Source organism: Edaphobacter sp. FHG110511_03 (assembly GCF_059115365.1).
In genome coordinates this window covers 65,498-89,807 of record NZ_JBZYWL010000008.1, presented here as the reverse complement: position 1 = coordinate 89,807, position 24,310 = coordinate 65,498, and the positions used below count along the sequence as shown (strand labels likewise).

The 24,310-nt window shown below is 57.6% G+C and carries 23 protein-coding genes; 16 read left to right on the top strand and 7 right to left on the bottom strand.

Translation table 11 applies throughout. The features are described from left to right. The first annotated feature begins 32 nt into the window (after positions 1-32). Positions 33-1,610 carry a flavin monoamine oxidase family protein gene (locus tag AC5S26_RS25765; protein ID WP_494187829.1) on the top strand — a complete coding sequence of 526 codons (1,578 nt, stop codon included), beginning with the start codon at positions 33-35 and terminating at the stop codon, positions 1,608-1,610. Between the two features lie 31 nt (positions 1,611-1,641). Further along, positions 1,642-2,124, top strand: coding sequence for a Rid family hydrolase (locus AC5S26_RS25760; RefSeq protein ID WP_494187828.1), 483 nt, complete (start codon positions 1,642-1,644; stop codon positions 2,122-2,124). Positions 2,125-2,188: 64 nt separating this feature from the next. Here the strand turns inward: AC5S26_RS25760 and AC5S26_RS25755 are convergent, their stop codons facing one another. Then, positions 2,189-3,442 carry a dipeptidase gene (locus AC5S26_RS25755; protein WP_494187827.1) on the bottom strand — a complete coding sequence of 418 codons (1,254 nt, stop codon included), beginning with the start codon at positions 3,440-3,442 and terminating at the stop codon, positions 2,189-2,191. 640 nt (positions 3,443-4,082) lie between these two features. Between AC5S26_RS25755 and AC5S26_RS25750 the strand changes: the two genes are divergently transcribed. Beyond that, positions 4,083-7,625: a TonB-dependent receptor domain-containing protein gene (locus AC5S26_RS25750; RefSeq protein ID WP_494187826.1), complete on the top strand. Its 3,543-nt coding sequence runs from the start codon at positions 4,083-4,085 to the stop codon at positions 7,623-7,625. A 200-nt stretch (positions 7,626-7,825) separates the two neighbouring features. Further along, positions 7,826-9,286 (top strand): decarboxylating NADP(+)-dependent phosphogluconate dehydrogenase, encoded by a 1,461-nt coding sequence (gene gnd, locus AC5S26_RS25745; RefSeq protein WP_494187825.1) that lies wholly within the window; start codon positions 7,826-7,828, stop codon positions 9,284-9,286. Between the two features lie 109 nt (positions 9,287-9,395). On the opposite strand, the gene AC5S26_RS25740 is transcribed toward gnd, so the two are convergent. Together AC5S26_RS25740 and AC5S26_RS25735 are read right to left on the bottom strand one after the other, a co-directional pair. Beyond that, positions 9,396-9,668 (bottom strand): hypothetical protein, encoded by a 273-nt coding sequence (locus AC5S26_RS25740; RefSeq protein ID WP_494187824.1) that lies wholly within the window; start codon positions 9,666-9,668, stop codon positions 9,396-9,398. 634 nt (positions 9,669-10,302) lie between these two features. Further along, positions 10,303-10,476, bottom strand: coding sequence for a hypothetical protein (locus AC5S26_RS25735; RefSeq protein ID WP_494187823.1), 174 nt, complete (start codon positions 10,474-10,476; stop codon positions 10,303-10,305). A 191-nt stretch (positions 10,477-10,667) separates the two neighbouring features. Between AC5S26_RS25735 and AC5S26_RS25730 the strand changes: the two genes are divergently transcribed. The 5 genes from AC5S26_RS25730 to AC5S26_RS25710 all read left to right on the top strand — a co-directional run bounded on the left by AC5S26_RS25730 (position 10,668) and on the right by AC5S26_RS25710 (position 14,168). After that, positions 10,668-11,054, top strand: coding sequence for a HesB/IscA family protein (locus tag AC5S26_RS25730; protein ID WP_494187822.1), 387 nt, complete (start codon positions 10,668-10,670; stop codon positions 11,052-11,054). 141 nt (positions 11,055-11,195) lie between these two features. Further along, positions 11,196-11,441 (top strand): helix-turn-helix transcriptional regulator, encoded by a 246-nt coding sequence (locus AC5S26_RS25725; RefSeq protein ID WP_494187821.1) that lies wholly within the window; start codon positions 11,196-11,198, stop codon positions 11,439-11,441. Between the two features lies 1 nt (position 11,442). Then, positions 11,443-12,072 (top strand): hypothetical protein, encoded by a 630-nt coding sequence (locus tag AC5S26_RS25720; protein ID WP_494187820.1) that lies wholly within the window; start codon positions 11,443-11,445, stop codon positions 12,070-12,072. 179 nt (positions 12,073-12,251) lie between these two features. Next, positions 12,252-13,451 carry a type II secretion system F family protein gene (locus tag AC5S26_RS25715; protein ID WP_494187819.1) on the top strand — a complete coding sequence of 400 codons (1,200 nt, stop codon included), beginning with the start codon at positions 12,252-12,254 and terminating at the stop codon, positions 13,449-13,451. A 48-nt stretch (positions 13,452-13,499) separates the two neighbouring features. Next, on the top strand, positions 13,500-14,168 hold the full coding sequence (locus AC5S26_RS25710) for a DUF2959 family protein (RefSeq protein ID WP_494187818.1): 669 nt from the start codon (positions 13,500-13,502) through the stop codon (positions 14,166-14,168). A 94-nt stretch (positions 14,169-14,262) separates the two neighbouring features. On the opposite strand, the gene AC5S26_RS25705 is transcribed toward AC5S26_RS25710, so the two are convergent. Further along, positions 14,263-14,823 carry an HdeD family acid-resistance protein gene (locus tag AC5S26_RS25705; RefSeq protein WP_494187817.1) on the bottom strand — a complete coding sequence of 187 codons (561 nt, stop codon included), beginning with the start codon at positions 14,821-14,823 and terminating at the stop codon, positions 14,263-14,265. A 229-nt stretch (positions 14,824-15,052) separates the two neighbouring features. On the opposite strand from AC5S26_RS25705, the gene AC5S26_RS25700 reads away from it, so the two are divergent. Genes AC5S26_RS25700 through AC5S26_RS25675 form a run of 6 tightly spaced genes read left to right on the top strand, consistent with a single transcriptional unit; the run spans position 15,053 to position 20,828 of the window. Further along, positions 15,053-16,687 carry a GspE/PulE family protein gene (locus tag AC5S26_RS25700; protein ID WP_494187816.1) on the top strand — a complete coding sequence of 545 codons (1,635 nt, stop codon included), beginning with the start codon at positions 15,053-15,055 and terminating at the stop codon, positions 16,685-16,687. A 49-nt stretch (positions 16,688-16,736) separates the two neighbouring features. Continuing rightward, positions 16,737-17,795 (top strand): type IV pilus biogenesis protein PilM, encoded by a 1,059-nt coding sequence (locus AC5S26_RS25695; RefSeq protein ID WP_494187815.1) that lies wholly within the window; start codon positions 16,737-16,739, stop codon positions 17,793-17,795. After that, entirely contained in the window at positions 17,795-18,544 is a 750-nt protein-coding gene (locus AC5S26_RS25690) for a PilN domain-containing protein (protein WP_494187814.1), read from the top strand. The genes AC5S26_RS25695 and AC5S26_RS25690 overlap by 1 nt, the downstream gene beginning before the upstream one ends. Then, a complete protein-coding gene (locus AC5S26_RS25685) occupies positions 18,541-19,230 on the top strand; it encodes a hypothetical protein (protein WP_494187813.1) in 690 nt (229 codons plus the stop codon). The genes AC5S26_RS25690 and AC5S26_RS25685 overlap by 4 nt, the downstream gene beginning before the upstream one ends. Then, positions 19,227-19,820, top strand: coding sequence for a hypothetical protein (locus AC5S26_RS25680; RefSeq protein WP_494187812.1), 594 nt, complete (start codon positions 19,227-19,229; stop codon positions 19,818-19,820). Before AC5S26_RS25685 ends, AC5S26_RS25680 begins: the two co-directional genes overlap by 4 nt. A 9-nt stretch (positions 19,821-19,829) precedes the next feature. Continuing rightward, entirely contained in the window at positions 19,830-20,828 is a 999-nt protein-coding gene (locus AC5S26_RS25675; RefSeq protein WP_494187811.1) for a type II secretion system protein, read from the top strand. A 72-nt stretch (positions 20,829-20,900) separates the two neighbouring features. Here AC5S26_RS25675 and AC5S26_RS25670 read toward each other — a convergent pair whose 3' ends face one another. Both AC5S26_RS25670 and AC5S26_RS25665 read right to left on the bottom strand, forming a co-directional pair. Next, entirely contained in the window at positions 20,901-21,263 is a 363-nt protein-coding gene (locus AC5S26_RS25670; RefSeq protein WP_494187810.1) for a VOC family protein, read from the bottom strand. Positions 21,264-21,373: 110 nt separating this feature from the next. Continuing rightward, complete coding sequence (locus AC5S26_RS25665; protein WP_494187809.1) at positions 21,374-21,790, bottom strand: MerR family transcriptional regulator; 417 nt, start codon at positions 21,788-21,790, stop codon at positions 21,374-21,376. 52 nt (positions 21,791-21,842) lie between these two features. On the opposite strand from AC5S26_RS25665, the gene AC5S26_RS25660 reads away from it, so the two are divergent. Beyond that, on the top strand, positions 21,843-22,988 hold the full coding sequence (locus AC5S26_RS25660) for an SDR family NAD(P)-dependent oxidoreductase (protein WP_494187808.1): 1,146 nt from the start codon (positions 21,843-21,845) through the stop codon (positions 22,986-22,988). Positions 22,989-22,992: 4 nt separating this feature from the next. Here AC5S26_RS25660 and AC5S26_RS25655 read toward each other — a convergent pair whose 3' ends face one another. Continuing rightward, a complete protein-coding gene (locus AC5S26_RS25655) occupies positions 22,993-24,234 on the bottom strand; it encodes a DnaJ C-terminal domain-containing protein (RefSeq protein WP_494187807.1) in 1,242 nt (413 codons plus the stop codon). Positions 24,235-24,310: the final 76 nt, after the last annotated feature.

Genomic DNA, 24,310 nt, shown 5'->3' with positions numbered 1-24,310 from the left:
TCGCAAATCCTTCCAGGGCGAGGTGTCTTTCGATGGGAATCAGCAGACGCGATTTTCTAATGCGTGTAGGGCAGGCTGGCGGGTACAGCGCTGCGTTCACAACCATGCAGTCGTTAGGACTGATGCCGATGAAAGCGATGGCGGCCGAGCCGATCGCGGCGGCAGCGGGAGCAGGCAAGGGAGTAAAGCTCGTCGTGTTGGGCGGCGGAGTTGGCGGGCTGGTCACAGCCTACGAAGCGAGGAAGCTGGGATACGACGTTACCCTGCTTGAAGCGCGGCATCGTCCCGGCGGGCGCGCATGGAGCGCGCGGAACGGCGACGTGGTGGAGTTTGTTGATGGGACGAAGCAGTCGATTACCTGGAGCGAAGGCCTGTATCAGAACATGGGCCCGGCGCGGCTTCCTTCGGTACATGGAACCATGCTCGGCTATTGTCGAGAGCTCAAGGTTCCTCTTGAAGTGGAGGTCAACACCTCGCGCTCCTCGTTGTTGCAAAACGATAAGGTGAACGGCGGCAAGGCAATCTGTCAACGCAAGGCCATCAATGACACGCGCGGGCAGGTGAGCGAACTGCTGACGAAGGCGCTTGCCGGCGGTGCACTCGATCAGGAATTGAGCGCCGAAGACCGGCAGAGAATGGTCGACGTTCTGAAGATTTATGGCCCGCTCGATAAGAGCGGAAAATATGCAGGGTCGGATCGTGCCGATATCAAGCGATACCCCGGCGCCGGACCTCAGACGATGATCGTTGACGATCAACCACTCAATCTTCACGAGCTACTGGATGCGAACTTCTGGAATGCAGAGCTTTATGAGGAGGCCTGGGACTGGCAGGCGACCATGTTCCAGCCGGTAAATGGCATGCAGCAGATCTCCCTGGCGCTCGCGAAGAGCCTGGGACCGGTCGTAGTTTACGACGCTCCGGTAACTGAGATCGCGAAGACGGCGAAGGGTGTGCGTGTGACCTATGGCAGCGGCAAGCATATCGAAGCCGATTATGCTGTGTGCGCAATGCCTCTGACGATTCTCAAGAAGATCAAGGCCGATCTCGACCCGGCGCACCGCGGCGCGGTCGACCGCGGCGGCGCGGCCTATCGCGGTTCCTGCAAGGTGCCGTGGGAGTCGCGGAGATTCTGGGAGACGGACTACAACATCTATGGCGGCCTCTCGTTCCTTTCGCAGGGGCCGAGCCCGATCTGGTATCCCAGCGCGTCGATGTTCTCCGATCGCGGCATCATCGTCTCCGGCTATATGGACGAGGCGATGGGCGGCTTCGACCAGCTGACCATAGAACAGAAGTTCGAGGCCTCACGCGCGTCCATCGAGAAGCTGCATCCGGGGCACGGCAAGGAGCTCGAAAAGCCTGTCTTCTGCGGATGGAAGCATATCAAGTGGAACGAAGGCTCATGGATCGGCCAAAACTCTCCAGCCGATTATGCCGTGATTACCGAGCCCGATGGGCCCATCTATTTTGCAGGCGATCACACCAGCCACGTGGTTGGCTGGCAGGAGGGCGCCGCGTTGAGCGGAAGGCGAGCCGTCCAGATGATCAGCGACAAGGTGAAGGCGGCGCGGCTTGAGGGTAAGCATCGCCAGACGGTTTCAGCATAAGAGCGAAAGAGATCGACAAGGAGATGGTTGGATGAAGAAGAGCTTAATGGCAGCAGCGATGATGACCGTGTGCGCACTCTCCATGCAAGCGCAGACGGTTGTGAAGCACATCCAGGACGAGAAGGCCGCCATCGCGAAAGGCGTATGGGCCGGCGATACGTATTACCTGAGCGGACAGCTTGCCTCCCCGATCACACCGGCGGATGCTGCGAAGGGCACACAGGCCGAATACGGTGACACCAAGGCACAGGCGGCAAGCATCTTCCCCAAGATCCAGGCGGCCTTGAAGGAGCAGGGGCTCGACATGCAGGATGTTGTGAAGATGACGGTCTTCCTCGGACCCGATCCAAAGACGGGCAAGCTGGACTTCGCTGGAATGCAGTCGGAGTATGTGAAGTACTTCGGCACCAAAGAGCAGCCGAACAAGCCTGCTCGCTCAGCGTTCCAGGTTGCGGCGCTTGCCGCTCCATGGGCCGCGCTTGAGATCGAAGTGATCGCCGTAAAGAGTAAGTAAGCTGAATCGAACGCAAAAAGAAGGGACCCCGATAGAGGGGTCCCCTCGTACTTAAGCAAGAGTTTTACTTCTTTGAGATCTCCGAGTGAATCGCTGGCGTCGAGCCAAGCTCACGAGCCCGCTGTTCGACAGCGCGCATCACGCGCAGAAGATTTCCGCCGTAGATCTTCTTGATGTCCTCGGCACTATATCCCTTCTCAAGAAGGGCGCGTGTTAGCGCAGGAAACTTGTTGTAAGAGTCGAGCTCCGGGGGAACGCAGGCGACGCCGTCGAAGTCTGTGCCGATTCCGACATGATCGATGCCGCCTACTTTGACGGCGTGGTCGATCTGGGCCACGACATCCGCCAGCGTAGCCGGGGGAACCTTGCTGGTGAACTCTGAGCGAAGTTTTTCGATTGCTGCGGCTTTGGCCGCCGGGTCTTCCAGCTTCATCGCCTCCATGTACTGTTCGCGCATGGAAGCCTGGAGCGGCTTGGAGTCATTGAAGTAGCGTTGCGACAGGAACTCGCAGCCGAAGTTGATCTGCATCGTTCCTCCCTTCGCCGCCAGCGCTTTGATCATCTCGTCGGTCATGTTGCGGGTGTAGGTCGTCACCGCGCGACATCCGGAGTGAGAGGCGATGATGGGAGCCGAGGACGTCTCAAGCGCATCCCAGAAGGTTCTGTCGGCAGTGTGAGAGATGTCGACCATCATGCCGAGCCGGTTCATCTCGCGTACGACATCTTTTCCAAACGGGGTGAGACCGTTGTGATGCGCAACTTTGGGATTGTCGGCGTCACCCTGGGAATCGGCCCAGTTATTTGTATTGAAGTGGGTCAGTGTCATGTAGCGAACGCCGAGCGCATAGTAATCCCGCAACAGCCGCAATGAATCTTCGATCGCATGTCCGCCCTCGATGCCCATCAGCGCAGCGATCTTATGCTCGTTGTGTGCTCGCACGATATCGTCGGCCGTGGTGGCGAAGACGAACTCCTTGGGATGCGCTGCAATGACATCTGTGCGAACGGTATCGATCATCTGCAACGCGCGATTAGCTGAGTGATTGCCGTTCACATACTCCGCGCCAACATAGACCGCGAAAAACTCAGCACCGAGAAAGCCCTTCATCCTTGCAAGGTCTGTCTGACCGCGCTTGTTCGGGGTAGTGATGTCGTACCCTTCAACGGTCAGCGAGGTTACATCGTTATGCGTGTCGATGAGAATGGCATCCCGGGTAATGCGATCGACCTCAGCCTGCGTTACTTTGTGCTGCTGAGCGACAAGAGGAAGGGCAACAAGAGCAAGAGCGGTGATGAAAGACACACGTTGCGTAAGCAAGGGTGGCGCCTTTTCTGGTGGAATGAATTTGGATCCGTTCCTTACACCATAAAGGCAAACACAAGGTAGAAGCGATGGATGAGTTATCGAAAATTTGATTTGTGAAATTGGTCCGGCAAAGCTGGTGAAGCAAACTTCTTCAACACGGTCTTGCCTCAATGGAATTCAATATCGCGTGAACATTTCTATTGACACCTTATATTCGGTCCGCTAGTCTCAAACCCAATACCACAAAGGCTATTTTTCACGTTGGGTGGGGTCTTCGGCCTCGCTCTAAGAAGTGTATATTTAGCTCCCTTCGGTAACGATGCAAGGGAAGAGCAGAGACAACGTCCGTCCGTCTGCTCGATGTGTTCTCGTAGCCTGTTCTGGAACTCTGGCGGCGTAGCCGGAGAGCAGATTGTAGAGACCCCCGCAGCTATCTACAGCTTCATAAAGAAGTAGTTCCTCGATCCGCAGATCGATCCGGCGGTAGCTCATCTTTCAATGGGCGCCAGTTGCACTTTTCAGTGCGGCTTCAGTCGTCGTCTGCTCCGGTCCTGGTTTCATACCTGTCTGCTTTGATGACCTTCCTCTCCCGTGGCCTGGACGCACAGGCTGTGACCCCACATGTGTTGAATACCCCCGCTGGAGGCTGAATATGGTTCGCTTGCAAGAGAGAATTTACAAATTTGTTCTACTCATCGTGTTCTCTGTCGTGGCTGGAACAGCTGCACTGGCGCAGTCGAACTATGGAGCAATCCGCGGAACCGTTACAGATGTTCAGGGAGGTGCCCTGACTCCGGCGACGGTAGTTCTTACATCCCAATCCAAAGGGACAACTCGAAAGACCATCAGCAATGGCTCCGGAGAGTATGTGTTCAACGCCGTCGATCCGGGCAGCTACACTATCACCGTCACCATGGACGGCTTCCAGAAATCGGAGACGCGCGGGATCACGGTGGATTCGGGTAACACGATTCCATTCGACGTTTCTATGAAGATCGGTTCTGCGAGCGAGAGCGTAGAAGTCACTGCGAGCGAGCCCCTGGTGAACAATCAGACTTCTTACAATGGGCAGCTCATCGACTCGCAGAAGCTGACTAATCTTCCGAATCCCGGACGCAATCCCTTCCTGTTTTCGAAGCTCGACAACAACGTGACGCCGGTGGGCGATCCGCGATTCGTGCGCTTCCAGGATCAGAGCGGATCCTCGACCATCTCTATCGCGGGCGCGCCGCTCAGCTCCAACAACTACGCCGTCGACGGCATTCCCATCACCGACTTCAGCAACCGCGCCGTAATCATTCCTTCACTTGAGTCTGTGGAAGAGGTGAAGGTACAGGCCAACACTTACGATGCCGAGATCGGCCGTACCAGCGGAGGCATGTTCAACACGACGCTCCGATCAGGCTCTGCTGCACTGCACGGCGTCCTGCAGGGTGAGACACGGCAGACGAATTGGGGAGCGAACCTCTTCTTCAACAACCGCACTCCAACGAAGGACGCAAATGGCAATATCGTCTCGCAGACGACACCGCGCGGTGCTGCCGAGTTTTATAGCTATGTCGGTTCGATTGGTGGACCGATTCCTCTACCCAAGATTCTTGGCGGAAAGGACAAGACCTTCTTCTGGATTACCGAAGAGGGCTACCGGCAACGCTCTCCTCTTACGGCGGCCAACTCCTTCCCGGTTCCGACGATGCTGCAGCGCGGCAGCTCGATCGCGGACGCCGGTGACTTCTCAGAGATTGGCCAGGTCGACGCAGCGGGAAACTGCATCAGTGGCCGCTGCATCTACGATCCATCCAGCCCTACGCGCAAGGCCTTTCCGGGCAATAAAATTCCTTCAAGCAGAATCAACCCGGTCGGCTACGCCATTCTCTCGATGTATCCAAAACCAAACAACGCCATCACCAGTTACGGCGGTCTTAACTTCAATGGTGGCGATACGCTGGGTGATCGCGCGGACGAGTTCATCGGCAAGCTGAACCATGAGTTCGGAAACTTCTGGCTCGCCGACTTCTATTACATGCACTACGGCAGCAAGGAGCCGGGCGGCAACGCTCTCCAGAACCTTGCTGGTAGCTCGGGATCGTATCTGCTCTATCGCAAGGTCGATGCGGTTGGCATCCAGAACACCATTACGTTGAATCCCACGACGGTGCTCACGGTTGGATTTGGTTTCAACCGTTTTCCCAACGATACCCAGGACATCAGTGCGGGCTTCGATCAGTCCACACTCGGATTCCCCAACAGCTATCTGCAGGCGTTGTCGAAGTCTGGTTTCCCGGCGATCACCGGGCCCGGAGGCAATGCAGACGCGGGTCTAGCCAATGAGGGAACCTCCAACTCTGGCCCTGCTGTCTACTTCTCACGTAACTTCGTCGTTGGTGTCGCAAAGAGCCTCGGCAAACATAGCGTGAAAGCGGGTTATGTCTTCCGCGCCATCAGTGTGACCTCAACCAATCTCAGCAATACGAGCGGAAACTTCGTCTTCGATAGCACGCTGACGAACTCGGGGCTTCCAAGCACCGATCCGCATTCGGCTTCGAGCACGGGTGCAACCGCAGCCGACCTGCTTCTGGGCTATCCCACCAGCGCCTCACTGGTGATTCCGGCGAAGCTCGCCATTACCACGGGATATAACGCCATCTATGCTCAGGACGACTGGCGCGTGAATGCGAAGCTCACGTTGAACCTCGGCATCCGTTACGAGAACGAACCTGGTGTGAAAGAGCGCAACAACCAGTACGCGGTCGGCTTTGATCCTGCGGCCACTTATACGGTGGCTGGCTCGAATGTCCCGGCAACAGGAGGCATCATGTTCGCGGGTCAGAACGGCTATCCCACCAAGACCGGCAATACCGCGAACAAATGGTCACCTCGTTTTGGTTTCGCCTATGCCGTCAACGAAAAGACCGTCGTCCGCGGCGGATACGGCCTGTTTTATCAGCCCATCGTCTACAGCACGTCGTCCGCATTTGCTCCGGGCTATGTGCTGACGAATTCCATCAACTCGCAGAGCGGTGTTCCAGGCGTCAGCCTAAGCAATCCGTTCCCGAACATCAGCACCTCTCCCACCGGCAACTCGCTGGGATACAGCACCAGCATCGGCAGCACGATCTCCGTGATCGATCAGCACCGCAAGGCCCCCCTTTACGAGTCTTACTCGGCAGATATCGAGAGGGAGTTGCCTTATGGATTCGCGCTCAAGGTCGGATATGTCGGTGGCCATGCACGCAATCAGAGCAACAACATGAACATCAACCAGCTTCAGGACAGTTACCTCTCGATGGGAAGCACGGCACTTGGCGCTTCGACACCATTCAAGTACGCGGGCCTGGGAGCATGGAGAAACATAAACCAGCCCTACAACCAGACCGTTCGTCCGTACCCTCAGTTTGGCGCCATCACGGATTCGGTCAGCAATGGTATCTCCGATTACAACGCTCTCGACATCAAAGTGCAGAAGCGGTTCAACCGTGGCCTCACGATTCTTGGCGCCTTTACCTGGTCCTCGAACTGGGATAATGCCTGGGGTGCCAGCAGCACGCTCAACCCCGGCAACAATGGTCCGCAGGATACCTACAACATCAGCTCGGAATATGCTCGCGCGGTCAATGACATTCCAAAGCGCTTCACCATCTCGGCCACTTACGAGCTTCCCTTCGGACACGGAAAGACCTTCCTGGGCGGAGCCAACCGCTGGGTTGATCTTGCCGTCGGCGGGTGGAAGTTCAACGACATCATGATCGTTCAGGATGGAGGTCCGTTACCGATTACGCAGGCCACCAATAACCTCAGCAGCTATGGCAATTCCACCCAGCGTCCGAACTTCGTTCCTGGCGTAAATCCCTGTAAATCGGGATCTCCTCAGGATCGTCTCGATTCTTACTTCAACACGGCGGCCTTCACTCAGAGCGGAACTCCCACAGCAGGCGGTGGCCTGCCCTATGGCAATGTTTCCCGCACCACGAATTGCTACGGTCCGGGATATCTGAACTCCGACCTCTCTCTGAACAAGAACTTCAAGGTCACCGAAAGAGTGAACGCGGAGTTCCGCGCCGAGGCCCTCAACGCCTTCAACACGCCCCAGTTCAACGGCCCAAATCTCCAGATCGGCGGCAGCTCAGCCGGAAAGATCACTGGAACCCTGGGTTTCCCAAGGTTGGTGCAGCTGGGCGGCAGAATCTTCTTCTAAAAACCAGACCAATACGCTCTATGGAGTCTCGCTTATGGGAGGCTCCATTTTTTTGTGGAATACCTCGCCTGCCAGTTCTCCCTCTCTCCCCCTATGATGTAGTCAGACTCGTGACGGACCACCGCACCTTCGGTCTGTGGCGTTTGTAACAACATGTTTAATTTCGCGAACACCAGGGGTGATCGCCTGAGGAGAAAGAGATGGCTGAAGGAAGTTGCGATATTGGCTTGATAGGTCTGGCTGTTATGGGCCAGAACCTTGTACTGAACATGAATGATCACGGATATAAAGTGGCCGTGTTCAACCGCACGACCTCCAAGGTCGACGAGTTTATCAATCATGAGGCGAAGGGAACCCAGGTGGTCGGAGCCCACTCCGCCGAGGAGCTTTGCAAGCTGCTGAAGCGGCCGCGCCGCGTGATGCTGATGGTGAAGGCTGGAGATGTTGTCGATCAGACGATCGATCACGTGCTGCCTTATCTCGAGAAGGGCGACATCATTATTGATGGTGGCAACTCGCTGTTCACCGATTCGAACCGTCGCAGGAAAGAGCTCGCGGAGAAGGGAATCCTGTTCGTCGGCACTGGCGTCTCGGGCGGAGAAGAAGGCGCGCGCTTCGGCCCGTCCATCATGCCCGGTGGAGATCCTGCGGCATGGCCTCATGTGAAGGAGATCTTCCAGGCGATCGCGGCCAAGGTAGAAGATGGCTCGCCCTGCTGCGACTGGGTCGGTCCCGATGGAGCCGGTCATTACGTGAAGATGGTGCACAACGGCATCGAGTACGGCGATATTCAGCTGATCTGCGAGGCGTATCAGCTTCTGCAGGACGCGCTTGGATTGACGCCGGATGAGTTGAGCGAGATCTTCGCCGAGTGGAACAAGGGTGAGCTGGACAGCTACCTGATCGAGATCACGACCAAGATCTTTGCCAAGAAGGACGACGATGGCAAGCCGATGATCGACAAGATTCTCGATACGGCTGGACAGAAGGGAACCGGCAAGTGGACGGCGATCTCTGCGCTCGACCTGGGCCAGCCCGTCACTCTGATCGGCGAGAGCGTATTTGCTCGCTGCCTCTCTGCTCTGAAGGACGAACGCGTTGCCGCTTCGAAGATCCTTCAGGGACCGAAGAAGGTGCTTACCATCTCGGAGAAGAAGGAGTTCATCGAAGATGTGCGCCGGGCTCTCTACTGCTCGAAGATGGTGAGCTATGCGCAGGGCTACATGCTGCTTCGCGCCATTGAGAAAGAGCAGAACTGGGAACTCAACATGGGCGGCATCGCGCTGATGTGGCGCGGCGGCTGCATCATCCGCAGCGTCTTTCTGAGCAACATCAAGGCGGCGTTCGACAAGAATCCGAAGTTGCAGAATCTCCTTCTGGACGACTTCTTCTCGAGCGCGTTGAACAAGTATGGATGGTCGTGGCGGAAGGCGATCGTTCATGCGATCGAGATCGGTGTTCCCACGCCGGCCTTCTCAACCGCTCTAGCGTTCTATGACGGCTACCGGACGGAGCGTCTTCCTGCGAACCTGCTGCAGGCGCAGCGTGACTTCTTCGGCGCTCATACGTATGAGCGTGTGGATAAGCCGCGCGGGGAGTACTTCCATACCAACTGGACCGGTCAGGGTGGACGCGTCTCGTCTTCAACTTATAACGCGTAGCGAAACAGAGTGGAGATGGAGAGAGGGCAGGCGTTTTGCGCCTGCCCTCTTCCTCGTTTGCCCTCTATCTTCTGTGGGGAGTGAATGTTTGGCTCGAGGCCTTCTTCTCCTAGTTGAGGCGCTGCCAGGCGTCGTAGGTAAAGATGCCCACGATACCGACGGTCATCGCGGCTGCGGCGAAGCCGAGGACGCGGATGGCAGGACCGATCTTGTTTACTTTTCGGACGATCTCGTTCTGTGTGGTTTGTTCGTGCGTTTCTCGCTCGTTCAGGAAGAGCTGATCATCCTCGTAACGAGTGAGCTGTCCGCGGTAGGCGAGTAGTGCCAGAAAACAGGCTGCCACAACTCCCCAGACAATGAGCATGATGGGTACAAGGCTCATAGCAATTTCCCTCCACCCTTTACAGGGCCAAGCAAATTGGGCGATCCGGGCTGGGCCATTGCGGGCCGGCAGCAGGCACGGATGGCAGCGAGGGCCGTCCGACGGGATAATACGCCTGTCTCTCAAGGATCAACCAGCTATTTGTGAGGAATTGCGGGCGGATCAGGCTCGATACCTGAATACCCTTCCCCGGTCCCGGGAAGGCCTGTTTGGAGATTAGTTGGATCCCCTCCCTGAATTTTGCGCAAAGTCTTCCATAAAAAGGACTTAGATTCGGACTTTAGGTGCAAAGTCTTGAAAATAAATAGATTATTCGCAAAATATTGATTCTATGGGGATTCAGGGGATCCACGCAGATTCATCCCTTGTATTTAAGGCTAGCAGAATGAAAGGAACTGATCGGCATAACGATCTTGCCTGGTTTGTGTGATTTAGAGGAGGTAAGGCTTGACAACTTTTGTGAGGGATTCCGTTCTGCTGTGTTCTGTGGATATCGGCAAATCCGGGGCTATCTTTCGTGACGGCATAAGCAAAATACAGGGATTCTTCGACTCCGCTGCGCTCCGCTCAGAATGACGGAGTATGTGGGGTTTTTCTATTTTGTGCGTGGATGTGGTCTTTATTTGTTAGCTAATTAGTGGTGAGCGAGGATATAGATCCCGAATCCCACGACACTGAAAAATATCAGAAGGACCAATCCGATCAGAGAGGCGATGAACTGGGCCGCTCGGTTGGCTGCCGCTTCGGTTGGCTGGGTAATTCCAAAGAAATTGATAAAGGCGTTCGCGAGGAAAAGGAGAGGTTTCATAAAGTTCAGGGCTGTCCGAGCGGACTACCCTAAAGCTGATGGTAGCAGCTTTCCCTGGCCGAAGAGATGCATCCAGAATCCCGCGGCGACATCCAATGGGTGGATGTTCCGCCGGGACGGCTCAAGAGGCTTGCCCCTGTGATTGAGGGAGCATACACTTAAAGAGTCTTGAGAAAAGACAAGGAGATTCGATGTCTACTGCCACCGTCACCCCTACCGCTGAAGTTGTTACCGGTGCTCCTGTTTCCACACAAGCTGTGAACCTTACCGCGAACGCAATCGCGAAGGTGAAGGAGATTATGGCATCTCAGAACCCGGTCCCCGCCGGTCTGCGTATCGGTGTGGTGGGCGGCGGATGTTCGGGCTTTCAGTATTCGATGTCGTTCGAGAATCAGGCAGGCATGATGGACAAGGTCATTAAGTTCGACGAGCTGAAGGTTTTTGTCGACGCTACCTCGGCCATGTATCTGGTCAACTGCACGGTGGACTATGTCGAGACCCTCGAGGCTGCCGGCTTCAAGTTCGAGAATGCCGCCGTGAAGTCGACGTGCGGATGCGGATCGAGCTTCAGCGTCTAACGATTTCTGTAACTTTATAAAAGCCCCGGCTATGGCCGGGGCTTTTGCTGGCTATAATCTTCCTCGTTCAAACAGATTTATTGCAAATAAGTATTTAATTATTGCTTATACGCAATATATTGTTGGCAGAGGATTTTTGAGATGCTCTATAACCGGATTGCCGTACTTCGATCCGAGAGATCGCTGAGCCGCCAGTCGCTTGCGCGTGAGGTCGGCGTGAATCCGCAGACGATCGGATTTCTTGAGCGAGGGGATTACACCCCGTCGCTTGAGCTGGCTTTCAAGATCAGTCGCTACTTTAAATTGCCGATCGAAGCCATATTTTCTCCAGAGCCTTTTCGTCCTTTGAGTGAGCAGGTCTACGAGATGCAACGCAGGGAGGCGTGATATGGCGAAGCCGAGTCTTCTGCTGCGTCAGGCCTTGAAATACAGGTCGCAGAGATGGCGACGCAGGCATGTGTCGATCCTGGCGGTGCTGTGGGCGCTCTATCTCTTAACTTTGATTGGACAAAATCACCACGGCTTCTACAACATGTTGCGGCTTCTAAATCCCCTGTTTTTTACTTTGCCATTGATCGACGGAAGATGGCGCAGACAGCGGAATCCGGTCGTAACCGGTCTCGAAGATCGGGCTCAGCTGGAGTACGGTAGAAGTTTCGAAGCCCTGAGAGAGGATGAGCAAAAAGAGATCCTTGCGCGTTATCGCGTCGGAACCTACAAGATGCTGGAGCCCGAGGACGAACGTGTGGAGATGGAGCGGCTCAGAGCGCACGAGACAGCGTATCGAATCATGCGGTGGTGCTTCGGGATCTTTCTATTGCTCTATCTTGTGGGATATTTCTGGCTCCCCGTCAGGCCTGAATCGTCCATGAATCCCCGGGGTTGGCTCGACCCACCGGTCTGGATCGTCGGATTGGTGACCCTTGCGCTTGCGCTGCCGAATGCCGTCTGGATGTGGATGGAGGCGGATTCTCCGGGGGAGCCGTCCGTCATCGCCATGCATGAAAGACAGGCATAGTTTCGTGGTAACCGCAGATCCTTCGACTTGGCCCTTCGGGCTCCGCTCAGGATGACAGGCAATGTGGTACTGATTCGAAGGTTTTACTTTGCGTGAATTCCGGGTTTTTCCTTGTTAATTCAGGGTTTACCCCATGGCTGTGCTGGCATGCAATGCGGAACGTCTAAGATGGAATAAGTATGAACGAGTTTGTAATTCGGTTGGCGGATGAACGGGGAAAGGTGCTGGAGCAGACTCACATGGCCGCCACCGCCGAGGAGTTGCGCGCCCGCTTTACCCAGGCCGGCTACTACGTTTACTCGGTCAAAACACGAGGAAATCTTGGCGGCAACCGGAAGAAGGTCAAGCTGGAGACTTTTCTTATCTTCAACCAGCAGTTTCTTACGCTGATACGTGCCGGGCTTCCAATTCTTGGCTCTCTCGATCTTCTGGGGCGAAGACAGAAACTGCCTCAGTTCCGCGCGCAGCTCGAGGATGTTGCGGCGCGGGTGAAGACGGGCGAGTCGATCTCGCAGGCTTTTGAAGCGCAGGGCGGATTTCCGCTGGTTTATACGACAACCTTGCTGGCCGGGGAGCGCTCGGGAAATCTTGAAGAGGTATTGCAGCGCTACCTGGACTTTCAGCGGGTCTCGCTCACGTTTCGCAAGAAGTTAAAGGCCAGCCTGATCTACCCGGCACTGCTGATCTTCATGGTGATCGGGTTGTTCATCTTCCTGATCACGTTTGTCGTTCCCCGCTTTGCGCAGTTGTACGAGCAGCTTGGAACGGCGTTGCCGGCGCTGACAGTATTCCTGATGGACCTGGGACGCAATGCCCAGCATTATGGCGTTTACTTCCTGGTCGCGATGGCTGGCCTTGGCTACCTGTTTTTTCGCTGGACCAAGACCGATGCGGGAGCGACGCTGATTGATCGGGTTCGCATCAGTACTCCTATCTTCGGGGACGTCTGGCTGAAGTATCAGGTCGGCTTATTCTCCCGAACCCTGTCGACCCTTCTTACCGGTGGTCTTCCACTGGTCCCGTCGCTGGAGACGGCGGCGCGCTCCATCGACTCACGACAGGTAGCGAATGCCGTCTTTCGTTCGGTGGAGACGGTTCGCGAGGGTAAGGGTCTGTCGAAGAGCCTGGAGCAGACCAAGGCATTTCCGGAGCTTGCCATCGAGATGATCGAGGTGGGCGAGTCGACGGGAGCACTTCCGCAGATGCTGAACTCAGTCGCGGAATTCTTCGAAGAGGACGTGCAGACTAACCTTACGGCGGCGATGAGCCTGATTGAGCCTCTCATCCTGGTCGTGATGGGAGTTGTCGTTGTAACCATTCTGATCGCGCTGTATCTCCCGATCTTCAGCCTGGGAGCCAGCGGGATGAGTGGTCATTAGTACCGGGCCCCGTCAAATTACACTTCAGTTATTTTTGAGAGGGTTTTGATGAACTCTGCGGTGAAAGCTCGTTGCGCAACGGCTTGCGCGCTTCTGTCTGTTCTGTTGGTTGCCGGATGCACGCGGACGTACTACAAGGCGATGGCCACGCTGGGCAAGGAGAAGCGGGACATCCTAGTCTCGCGGGTGAAGGATTCGAAGAAAGAACAGCAGCAGGCCAAAGAGCAGATCAAGACCACGATGGAGTCGTTTCAGGCGCTGACGGGCTTTCAGGGCGGACAACTGGAGAAGAACTACAAGAAGTTGAACAGCGAGTATGAGAAGGCGGATGACGCGGCGAAGAAGCTGCACGACCGCATCGAGTCGATCGACAAGGTCTCAAACGATCTCTTCAAGGAGTGGCAGAAGGAGATCGATGGGATGGACAACCGCAAGCTGAAACAGCAATCGGCGGACATGCTGCGGAAGTCGAGACTGCAGGAGGCGGGCTATCTCAAGTCGATGCGGCAGACGGAGGCTCGCATGACTCCTGTGCTCACTGCGTTCCACGACCAGGTGGTCTTTCTGAAGCACAACCTGAATGCACGGGCGATTGGCTCGTTGAAGGGGACGTCGGCGAAGATCTCGACCGATGTGGATGTACTGCTGACCAGCCTGGATGGATCGATGGCGCAGGCGGATGCGCTGATCCAGTCGCTGGATTCTGCGGATAAGTAGGACAGATCTTCACTTACGCGCTCAGGTGATGGCGGCAAAGGCGAAATACAGGGGTTCCTCGGCTTCGCTCGGAATGACGCTTCGTGGGAGTGAGCTAGGCGGCTTTGAGGACGCGTTTCGCGCTGATGGAGAGCATCAGGCGGGAGAATCCGCTGAAGAGCATGCTGATGCCTACCAGGGTTCCTATGGCCCAGACGGAGCTGGAAGGCCAGTGGCGCCAGATCATCCAGGCGAGCAGGAGGGTGATCAGGCCGTCGAAGAGTAGCCATCCCGCTCCGTGGCGGGGCTTTACCTGAAAGAAGGCGATGACCTCGAAGATTCCCTCGAAGAAGAGATAGAAGGCGAGCAGGAGGGTCAAGGAAGCGAGGCCGGAGACGGGATTCAGGATGATGTAGAATCCTGCGACGAGGTAGGCCAGCCCGACCAGCAGCTCCCACAGGCGGCTTCCGGTGGCATGGCTCTTCCAGGCGAAGACAAAATGGGTGACACCGCTAATGATCAGCGCCCATCCGACGAAGATGGTGATTCCGATGCCGCCGAGGAAGGGGATCATGAGAGTGAGGAAGCCTGCCAGAATGAGCAGGATACTGAGAAAGATGGACCAGTTGACGGTCCTGTGGGCGAAGTTTGACAACGGGGCAACGGCATCGCTCATCGATCGAATCCTCCTGAATTGGGATTTTGGGCCCGATTACGTCAGACAAAGCGAGGGAGCGAAATAGTACCATTAAGAAGTCTATGACTACGCGAAGCCTATCCAATGGCGACACGCGTGCATATCTAAAAAGAGTTGTTAGTTTTGTTGCAATGAAAAGAGTTCAGGTTGTCCTGGAGTTGTTAGGGCTCTCAGGTGACGCTTCACTGAGCATAGGAGTCTTACGGGTATGGCAAATCTTCCGCTGGCGATCCCAGTCAACGAACTGGGAATGGATGAATTCGAACGCGCGCAGGTGCTGGCGCGGAGATACCATGCCGACTTTATTGATCTGAAGAACTTCAAGATTCAGCACGACTTGTTCAAGCGCGTACCGGTGGACATGATGTTCCGGTACAACTTCGTCCCGCTGGAGCAGATGGGCTCGCGGCTGGCGATTGCGGTCTCCGATCCGTCGAAGCTGATGGTGCTGGATGAGATCTCCGGGTTGCTAGGCATGCGGCTGGTGACGCGGGTGGCGACACTGTCGCAGATTACGGAGCTGCTGAAGAAGACGGAGCAGTCGCAGCGCGTGCTGGATGAGGCCAGCGAGGGGCTGGCGTTCGACGTCCTGTCGAGTGAAGAGAACCAGGACGAGAACATCTCGATCGAGCGGCTGACGAGCGAAGACGATATTTCGCCGATTATCCGGCTGGTGGATACGACGATCTTTACGGCGCTGGAGCGGCGCGCCTCGGATATTCACCTGGAGACGTTCGACGATTCGCTGCTGGTGAAGTATCGCATCGACGGCGTGTTGCAGCAGGCCATGGCTCCGATTGCGCGCGAGCATCACCAGACGATCCTTTCCCGCATCAAGGTCATGAGCGAGCTGGATATCGCGGAGCGCCGCGTACCGCAGGACGGACGTTTCCGCGTGCGCTATAAGGGGCGCCTGATCGACTTCCGCGTCTCGATCATGCCGACGGTCCATGGCGAGAATGCTGTGCTTCGCGTACTCGACAAGGAGTCGATGAGCGAGAAGTTCAAGAAGCTCTCGCTGGAGGTGGTGGGATTTGCGGCACGCGATCTGGAGCGCTTTCGCCGCTATATCAAGGAGCCGTATGGCATGGTGCTGGTGACCGGGCCGACGGGATCGGGAAAGACGACGACTCTCTATGCGGCGCTGAACGAGATCAAAAGCGAAGAGGACAAGATCATTACGATCGAGGACCCGGTCGAATATCAGATTCGCGGCATCACGCAGATTCCGGTGAATGAGAAGAAGGGGTTGACCTTCGCCCGCGGTCTACGGTCGATTCTTCGGCACGATCCGGACAAGATTCTTGTGGGTGAGATTCGCGATGCGGAGACGGCGCAGATCGCGATCAACTCTGCGCTCACCGGGCATCTTGTCTTTACGACGGTGCACGCGAACAACGTTGTGGACGTGCTGGGGCGCTTTCTCAACATGGGTGTGGAGCCGTACAACTTCGTCTCGGCGCTGAACTGCATTCTGGCGCAACGGCTGGTTCGGCAGGTTTGCGATTTTTGCGTACGGGATGTTCGCTACGATGACGCGGAATTGATCGCGAGTGGTCTCAAGCCCGAGGAATGGCGTAACTTCCGCTTCCGCGAGGGAGCCGGATGCATTGAGTGCGGTGGAACGGGATATCGGGGGCGGTCGGCGATTCACGAGCTGCTGGAGCTGGACGATGAGATTCGAGAGATGCTGCTGGCGAAGAAGCCGGGAAGCGAGATTCGCAAGAAGGCGCGGGATAAGGGAATGGCGTTTCTTCGCGATTCGGCTCTGGAGCGGGTTCGCGATGGCATCACGACGCTCAAAGAGATCAACAAGGTAACCTTCATCGAAGCGGGGCGTTAGTCTCAGGGCGAAGTGGTTAGGACGAGAGAACAGGATAAGCTGAGACGGAATGGAGATTTTCCCGAAAACTTTGGGTACGCGCCCCCGGCTCGCGGTTGAGCTGAGAGCGGAAGGTATTGTTGCGGCCAGGGCTGAAGACGCCGCGGCGCTTTTGACGGCCGTGGCCGGAAGCCCACTGGATGGCAGCTCGCTCGCCATCGGGCTAAAGGCAGGAAACTTCGCCGATCGGAATCGGGTGGTGGCGGCCCTGCGCGAGACTTTGGATACGGTTGCGGGACGTACGGGGGATCGACGTACCGGGGATCGCGGACGAGCGGTTACGGTGATCGTTCCGGACGCGACGGCGAGGGTGCTTTTGTTGGAGTTCGACGCCCTGCCCACGAAGCCGGCCGAAGCGATGGCGGTAGTCCGGTTCCGGCTGAAAAAGCTGTTGCCGTTCGATAGCGACCATGCGGCGCTGAGTTACCAGGTGATGTCCAGCGACAAGAACGGGGTGCGGGTTCTGGCTGTCGCCATGCCGCGCGAGGTTCTAGACGAGTATGAGCAGGCGGTCGTCGCGGCTGGCTATACGCCGGGTGCGGTGCTTCCGAGCACGCTGGCCGCGCTGGCCGGTCTTGAGGAGCAGCAGTCGGCGGTCCTGATGGTGAATGCCGGGCATGGAGGGATTACGACCGCGATCGTGCGCGCGGGCGTGCTTTTGCTGCATCGCTCGCTCGAGCTCGCGAATGAGCTTCCCGCGATCGGGGATCCTGACTCCTTGCTGCAGATACCGGCGGGGGATAACGGATATGACCGCATTGAGGAAGCGGCGGCAATCGAGGCGCAGGTGCTTGCCTCGGCTGAGGCGGCGATGACGGGTCGTGAGATCGCCCAGGCCGTGAGTGTGGCTGCGGCCTACTTTGAGGACACGCTGGCAAGCGCGCCCGATGCAATTCTTTCTGCCGGAACCATGGGGGCGGAGGCTTTGGGCTTGATTCTCGAGGAGAACGGTTTTGAAGGAGCGGATGTGAGGGAGATGGTCGGAGCGGATGCTCTTGCGGCCGGGGCTGCGGCCACGCATCTTTCGCGAGGCTGGCTGGCCGGCGTCAGGGGAGCTCTGAAGAACTGATGCGAATCTCAGTCAATCTTGCAACGCGTCCTTTTATTGAGCTGCGTCCCCTGTATGCCAGGCTTCGACTGGCTGCCGTTGCGCTTATCTTTCTAGCGGTGGTGTTTGGTATCGCGTTGCATTTTCTGAACGCGAGGGCACGTGTCGCAGAGGCCCAGATGAACGCCCTCAAGGCGAAGACGCTGCAGTATCAGCAGCTGCGGCAACACAACGAGGCTCGAATGCACCAGCCGCAGAATATGGCTGTTCTCGAGCGAAGCCAGTTTCTCAACGCGCTGTTCGCAAAGAAGAGCTTCAGCTGGACGGCAGTGATGATGGATCTGGAGCGCGTGCTTCCTGCCGGCGTTCAGGTGACAAGCATCGAGCCGGCGACGAACAAGTCCGGCGAGGTAAGCATCCGGCTTCGCGTTAGCGGCGAGCGCGAGCGCGCAGTCGAGCTGGTAGGGAATCTTGAGAAGTCGCAGCGCTTCATCGCTCCCCGCCTGGCCACGGAATCGGCGCAGATGCAGGAAGGTCACAACGGTACGGCCTCTTCGGGACTCGCTCCCGGCGCGGTCGAGTTCGATATCTACAGTGGCTATAACCCTCTTCCTGTAGCCGTCGAAAAGAAAGCCAAGACCGCATCTGTGGCTGATAAAGATAAGTTGCAGACGAAATCATCCGATCTGCCGAAGACCAAGAGATCGCGAAGCTCGCAGGGGACCAAGGCTTCTCCGGCACCGCGCACGCCAGGAGCAGGACCGCGATGACGACAACGACTCAAACGACTCAAACGACGGTCGCCAAGAGGGTGCAGGGAGTTTCAGAGCGTATTCGTGTCTTGCTGACGCGATTGAATCTCTACTACGCTGGCATCGCTCTGCTTGCGCTGGTGAACCTCTATCTTCTGATCCAGATGGGGATCGCCTGGAAGACCGCCAGCAGCCAAAACGCGGTTGCACTCGATCAGCAGACCTTAGTAATGAAGACGGCCGAGATTGCAACCAAGCCTCTTGAAGGACTGGATGGCAAGCTGGCGAAGGCGACCGAAGATTCGGACGAGTTTTATTTGAAGCGGCTGCCCGTGGCCTACTCCGAGGTGCTTACGGAGCTGGGCGCCCTGACGAAGCAGCAGGGAGTGAAGATGACGCGCGGCCAGTACGCGTATTCTCCCGTGCTGGATGGCGCGGCCGGGGCGCTTACGGAAGTTCGCATGGACGAGAGCTTCAATGGAGACTATCGTCCGCTGGTTCTCTTTATCAATTCGCTTGAGCGCGACAAGATGTTCTTCCTGATTCGCGGCGTAACCCTGACCGGCCAATCGAGCGGCATGGTCGGACTACGACTGAGCCTGACGACGTATCTGCGGGCGGGTAAAGACGCAGCCGCAGCCGCAGACGCAGAGCCACAAAGCTCGTCGGCGAACGGCGCGACGCGGGGAGGCGAGGCGCGATGAGGTTGGCTCCCGATGTCCAGAAGAAGGCCCTCGCGGTCGGCGCGTTTGTTCTGCTTGCAGGCGGAATCCTCTACTATCAGCTCTCGGACGACGCTCCGGCGCCGCGACCGTTGCAGCCGGTCGTAGTGCAGGGGACCAAGCCGACAGGTCTGCGCACTTCTACAGGCGAGGCGAAGAATGTTGGAACCGCTTCGACCCAGCTGGACCCGACGCTGAAGATGGAGCCGATGCTGGTTGCCGAACGGCTGGTCTACTCCGGAACGGGGCGCAATATTTTCTCTGCGACCTCGGCGCCTGTCGAGATTCCGACGGCGATCGCTTCGGCGCGTCCGAAGGTGACCGCTCCGGTGTATACGCCTCCGCCCGGGCCGCCCCCGCCGCCGCCCATCGAGCTGAAGTTCTTCGGTACAGAGACCACGTCGAATGGAAAGCGGCATGCTTTCCTTCTGCACGGGGAAGATGTTTTTCTCGCACAGGATGGCGACGTTGTGCAGCGGCGGTATCGTATTCTTACGATCTCGGCAAATTCGGTTCTGGTAGAAGACATGGCGAACAACAACCGGCAGTCGCTCCCGTTGATTGTCCACTAGGTGACGGCGATGCAGCATCACGAGAACAACAGGACGCGAGAAGACGAACAGGGCTTTATGCTCATCGGCGTGATCGTGCTTGTCTTTCTGGTGATGCTGGCTTTGAGCGTCGCCGCTCCGAAGGTGGCTCTCAATCTGCGCCGCGACCGCGAGGTGGAATCGATTCATCGCGGGAACGAATATATTCGCGCGATCCAGCTCTATTACCGGAAGTTCGGACGTTATCCGGGAACGATGGATCAGCTCGTGAAGTCGACGAATATCCGGTTTCTTCGCCAGAAGTACCCAGACCCGATGACCGGCAAAGCAGACTGGAAGTTGATCCACGTCGGCGAAGCCAAGACCACGGTGAAGGGTTTCTTCGGTCAGCCGCTGGCGGGCATTCCGAGCGGCGGGGGAGGTTTGGGGTCAGCCTCTTCGATGGCTTCTCCGGGCCAGCCCGGCTCGACGGTGGGAGGGACACAAGGGACGACGGGTTCGTCAAGTTTTGGCTCTTCGGGTGGAATGGGGACGTCGAGCCCCGGAGGTTCCTCGTCAGTCTTCAGCCTGAGTTCCGGGACCAGCTCACCTTCAAGCTCAGGCTCGCCTTCAGGACCAGGCTCGAGCGGGGCGGCTACAGTCTCTTCGAGCAGTGCTTCGAATTCATCCGGCGGAATCGGCAGCCAGTCCGCGACCAGCTTTACCGGCGGCGGCGCTCCGATTGTAGGGATCGGCAGCTCGCGTTCGGGAGCCTCGATCACAATCCTGAACGAGCAGTCGACCTATCAGACCTGGGAGTTTATCTATGATCCCAGGATCGAGCAGTTGAAGGCGAAGGCGGCCTTGCTGGGCGGGGGCACAAACTCCGGCTTTGGGTCGTCGGGCTCTCCTTCAGGCTTTGGCTCCAGCTCACCCACAAGTCCGATGTCACCCGGCTTGAACTCCAGTCCGAGCGGTTTTGGATCTTCCGGGAGCTCGGGCTTCGGCTCCGGAGGCTCTACCAGTCCCACCCCAACGACTCCGCAATAGGATGCGGAGTTTCAGGCGCACAGATTCCCTAAGCTCTCCGCGAGGGTAGCTTAGGGAATCTGTGGCTACAGCCTAGGCTTGTTTCGCTTGCCAAAGAGCGACTGAGGCTCCCGTAGGATCCACCAGCATGGAGAACGAGCCGTGGCCTGGAACCTCCTGCTCGCGCATGAGGACCTTCGCGCCCAGAGAGATCGCCTTGTCGGTCGAGGCTTTCAGATCTTCGACGCCAATGTAAGGAAGCCATGCGGGAGGAGGTCCTGGCATGGTGTAGATTCCGCCTCCGGGGCCGCTGGAAGGCTTGAATACGGAGTAGATTCCAGCGGGCGCTCCCATGTCGACGTCGTCGAAGGTCCAGCCACAGAGCTGTCCGTAAAAGTCTTTTGCCTTTGCCAGGTCGGGAGTGTTGAGCTCCATGTGAACGAAGGGTTGAGCCATCTTAAAGTCTCCTTGAAAATGCGGAATGCAAGCGGGTTCATGCTACTCCGCCCGTCAAAGAGAGACGAGGAGATCCGGGTGAATTTCCGAAGATTTGTGACCAGCGGAAGCTACTCCTCCGGACCCGATCGCTTTTTTTTGCCTGGGGCAGTGGGCGCCACCACAACGGGACGGCGCATGGGAATAAGCCCTGCGGAAGAGCCCTGCGGCTGCATCCTCGACAGCATCTCGGTTCTGACGTAGTCGACGAATCCCTGCATCTGCCGGTTCATCTCTTCCATCCGCTCCCGCATCTGCAGGATGACGGCGATTCCGGCGATATTGACGCCGAGATCGCGGGCGAGGTTGAGGATGAACTCGAGACGCTCCAGGTCTTCGTCGGTGTAGAGGCGTGTGTTGCCTTCACTGCGCGAGGGGCGCAGAAGACCTTCGCGCTCGTACAGCCGCAGCGTCTGGGGATGGATCTGATACATCTCGGCGACGGCCGAGATCATGTATGCGCCTCTGCTCTTACGCTTTGTAGCCATGGCCCCGTCCTCCCGGTCTCCCTTCCAGCTTTTTCTCAAGGAGAAGTCTAGCTTGACGATTGAAGTTAGCGTCAAACAAGTCAGTTATGCTCTTCAGACTACCGTACCGGATCGGATTCCTGACATGAAACGAAACGCTCTTCTCCTTCAGATGCTTACCGGAGTCGCCGGCGCTGCGGCAGCCTACGCTTTGAATTCGCGGAGGAGGCAGGGCGAGTCCGGAGTCCGCGGCCGTAAAGAACGTGTCTCCGATCGTGTCGTGCTGATTACCGGAGCTTCGCGCGGGTTGGGTTTGGCGCTGGCGGAGCGATTCGCCCGTGCGGGGAACAAACTGGTGCTGGCGGCGCGCGACGTCGAAGAGCTTACAAAGGCGCGGAATACGCTGCTGAAGCGCAAGGCGGCCCGCTCCTACGAGGATGTCCTGCTCATTCCTGCCGATTTGACCGACCCTGCGCAGGCAGCGAGTCTTGTCGAGCATGCCATCGCTCATTTTGGCCGCGTCGACGTGCTGATCAACAACGCCGGCATCATGGAGGTGGGCCCCTTCGAGGACCAGTCGCTCGAGGCCTTCCACCGCTCCATGTCGACGAACTTCTTCGCTGCGCTGCACATGACCCAGGCTGCCCTTCCGTACATGCTTCATCGTGGACGGAGGAATCGGGCGGCGATCGTCAATATCGGTTCTGTCGGGGGGAAGGTTGCGGTGCCTCACATGCTGCCTTACACGGCGAGCAAATTCGCTCTGGTCGGGTTCTCGGAGGGACTGCACGCTGAATTGCGCCATAAGGGCGTGCGGGTTACGACGGTCTGCCCGGGCTTGATGCGTACGGGAGGGCATCACCATGCTTCGTTCGTCGGTGACAAGAAGAAGGAGGCACTCTGGTTCGATCTTGGAGCCACGACCCCGATTCTTGCGGCGTCGGTAAAGCGCGCGGCCAACCACATCTATAACGCAGTCGCCAAAGGGCGCGCGGAGGTCATTCTTACTCCGCACGCATGGCTCGCCGCACGCATAGCAGCAGTAGCCCCTGAGACGACGCATCGGCTGGCCGCACTGGCCAACGAGTTTGTGCTTCCGGCTTCCCCATCCACCGCGCAGCTGAGGAGGCCTGCCGTCGAGGAAAAGCGTTTGGAACAACGACAGGCGAGGGCAACGACCGCGCCCTGGGTATCGTCAGCGGATCAGCCGGTGATGTAGCGATTCACGCCTTCGCGAAGAGCTCTTCGCGCGGGTCGTCGGGATTGAGCTTGGCGAACTCGCGCAGAATCTCCTTGGAGCGTTCGTCCTGCACCTTGGGAACGACGATCTTGACCTCGACGATTTGATCTCCGCGCTTGCCTTCGTGAACGGCTGAGGGAACTCCCTTTTCGCGCAGGCGAAGCTTCTGACCGGTCTGAGTGCCCGGCGGAATCTTGAGCTGCGTCCTTCCTCCGCCTTCGTGGGTGTCGATGGTGGGAACATCGATCTTCGCTCCCAGCGAGGCTTCAGAGATTGTGACCGGTACGGTTACGTAAATGTCGTCCCCGGTTCGGGTGAAGAAAGGGTGGGTCCCTGCCTTGATGATCAGGAAGAGATCGCCTGCGGCGCCGCCGTTAGTTCCGGCGTTGCCTTTTCCCGCCAGACGGATACGCTGCCCGTCGCGTGTTCCCGGCTTGATGCGGAACTCGAGCGGCTCGCGCTTGGTGACGACGCCTTCGCCGTCACAGGTGGGGCAGCTGTTCTGCACCTTGCCCGACCCGCCGCAGCGTGGGCACTGGATGTTGAACTTCATGCGTCCGCCCATCTGCGTGACCTGGCCGGAGCCGTGGCACTCGGGGCACTCCATGCTTCCGCCCGTGGTCGATTTGCCTTTGCAGGTGGGGCACACCTCCTGCCGCTGGATCTCGAGGCGAGCGATGCCGCCGCGAATGGCGGTCCAAAAGTCGACGCTGACCTGGTACTCGAGGTCGGTGCCAGGTTGAGGTCCGCGCGATGCGGTGTTGCGGCCGCCAGAGAACATCTGGCTGAAGATGTCGCGGAAGCCTCCACCGGATCCGCCTGCGCCGGTCTGCTCCTGTCGGCCTGCCCCGGCCTGGAAGTCGGAGAAGTCGAAGCCGGAGAAGTCGAAGGGAACCTCCTGCGCGCCTCCGCGACCGGTGGGTGCACCTCCGCCAAACCCGCCAGGTCCGCCGTAGCCGCCGCGAGCCGCGGCCTCAGCTGCAGCCGGATCGATGGAGTCGGAGTAGAAGCCGAGCTGATCGTAGATCTTGCGCTTCTTCTCGTCGCTCAGAACGTCATTGGCCTCGGAGATTTCCTTGAACTTCTCCTCCGCCTTCTTGTCGCCCGGGTTCACGTCAGGATGGTACTTGCGCGCGGCTTTGCGGAATGCCTTGCGAATCTCATCCGCCGTGGCCGTCTTCTTTACGCCAAGCAGCCCGTAATAATCTTTCGTCTTTGTCGCCATAGTTTTCTTTTTCTAATTATCTAACTTCTAAGTTTGCTTCCGTCACGAAATCCGCATCTCTTCGATAATCTACGCG

Excerpts from the sequence above, each read along its gene's own strand:
- gnd (WP_494187825.1), top strand. The coding sequence starts at position 7,826 with ATGGCTGAAGGAAGTTGCGATATTGGCTTGATAGGTCTGGCTGTTATG.
- AC5S26_RS25675 (WP_494187811.1), top strand. The coding sequence starts at position 19,830 with ATGCAGCATCACGAGAACAACAGGACGCGAGAAGACGAACAGGGCTTT.
- AC5S26_RS25735 (WP_494187823.1), bottom strand. The coding sequence starts at position 10,476 with ATGAAACCTCTCCTTTTCCTCGCGAACGCCTTTATCAATTTCTTTGGA.
- AC5S26_RS25700 (WP_494187816.1), top strand. The coding sequence starts at position 15,053 with ATGGCAAATCTTCCGCTGGCGATCCCAGTCAACGAACTGGGAATGGAT.
- AC5S26_RS25690 (WP_494187814.1), top strand. The coding sequence starts at position 17,795 with ATGCGAATCTCAGTCAATCTTGCAACGCGTCCTTTTATTGAGCTGCGT.
- AC5S26_RS25710 (WP_494187818.1), top strand. The coding sequence starts at position 13,500 with ATGAACTCTGCGGTGAAAGCTCGTTGCGCAACGGCTTGCGCGCTTCTG.
- AC5S26_RS25725 (WP_494187821.1), top strand. The coding sequence starts at position 11,196 with ATGCTCTATAACCGGATTGCCGTACTTCGATCCGAGAGATCGCTGAGC.
- AC5S26_RS25765 (WP_494187829.1), top strand. The coding sequence starts at position 33 with ATGGGAATCAGCAGACGCGATTTTCTAATGCGTGTAGGGCAGGCTGGC.
- AC5S26_RS25665 (WP_494187809.1), bottom strand. The coding sequence starts at position 21,790 with ATGGCTACAAAGCGTAAGAGCAGAGGCGCATACATGATCTCGGCCGTC.
- AC5S26_RS25750 (WP_494187826.1), top strand. The coding sequence starts at position 4,083 with ATGGTTCGCTTGCAAGAGAGAATTTACAAATTTGTTCTACTCATCGTG.
- AC5S26_RS25680 (WP_494187812.1), top strand. The coding sequence starts at position 19,227 with ATGAGGTTGGCTCCCGATGTCCAGAAGAAGGCCCTCGCGGTCGGCGCG.
- AC5S26_RS25715 (WP_494187819.1), top strand. The coding sequence starts at position 12,252 with ATGAACGAGTTTGTAATTCGGTTGGCGGATGAACGGGGAAAGGTGCTG.
- AC5S26_RS25670 (WP_494187810.1), bottom strand. The coding sequence starts at position 21,263 with ATGGCTCAACCCTTCGTTCACATGGAGCTCAACACTCCCGACCTGGCA.
- AC5S26_RS25760 (WP_494187828.1), top strand. The coding sequence starts at position 1,642 with ATGAAGAAGAGCTTAATGGCAGCAGCGATGATGACCGTGTGCGCACTC.
- AC5S26_RS25740 (WP_494187824.1), bottom strand. The coding sequence starts at position 9,668 with ATGAGCCTTGTACCCATCATGCTCATTGTCTGGGGAGTTGTGGCAGCC.
- AC5S26_RS25655 (WP_494187807.1), bottom strand. The coding sequence starts at position 24,234 with ATGGCGACAAAGACGAAAGATTATTACGGGCTGCTTGGCGTAAAGAAG.
- AC5S26_RS25730 (WP_494187822.1), top strand. The coding sequence starts at position 10,668 with ATGTCTACTGCCACCGTCACCCCTACCGCTGAAGTTGTTACCGGTGCT.
- AC5S26_RS25695 (WP_494187815.1), top strand. The coding sequence starts at position 16,737 with ATGGAGATTTTCCCGAAAACTTTGGGTACGCGCCCCCGGCTCGCGGTT.
- AC5S26_RS25705 (WP_494187817.1), bottom strand. The coding sequence starts at position 14,823 with ATGAGCGATGCCGTTGCCCCGTTGTCAAACTTCGCCCACAGGACCGTC.
- AC5S26_RS25720 (WP_494187820.1), top strand. The coding sequence starts at position 11,443 with ATGGCGAAGCCGAGTCTTCTGCTGCGTCAGGCCTTGAAATACAGGTCG.
- AC5S26_RS25685 (WP_494187813.1), top strand. The coding sequence starts at position 18,541 with ATGACGACAACGACTCAAACGACTCAAACGACGGTCGCCAAGAGGGTG.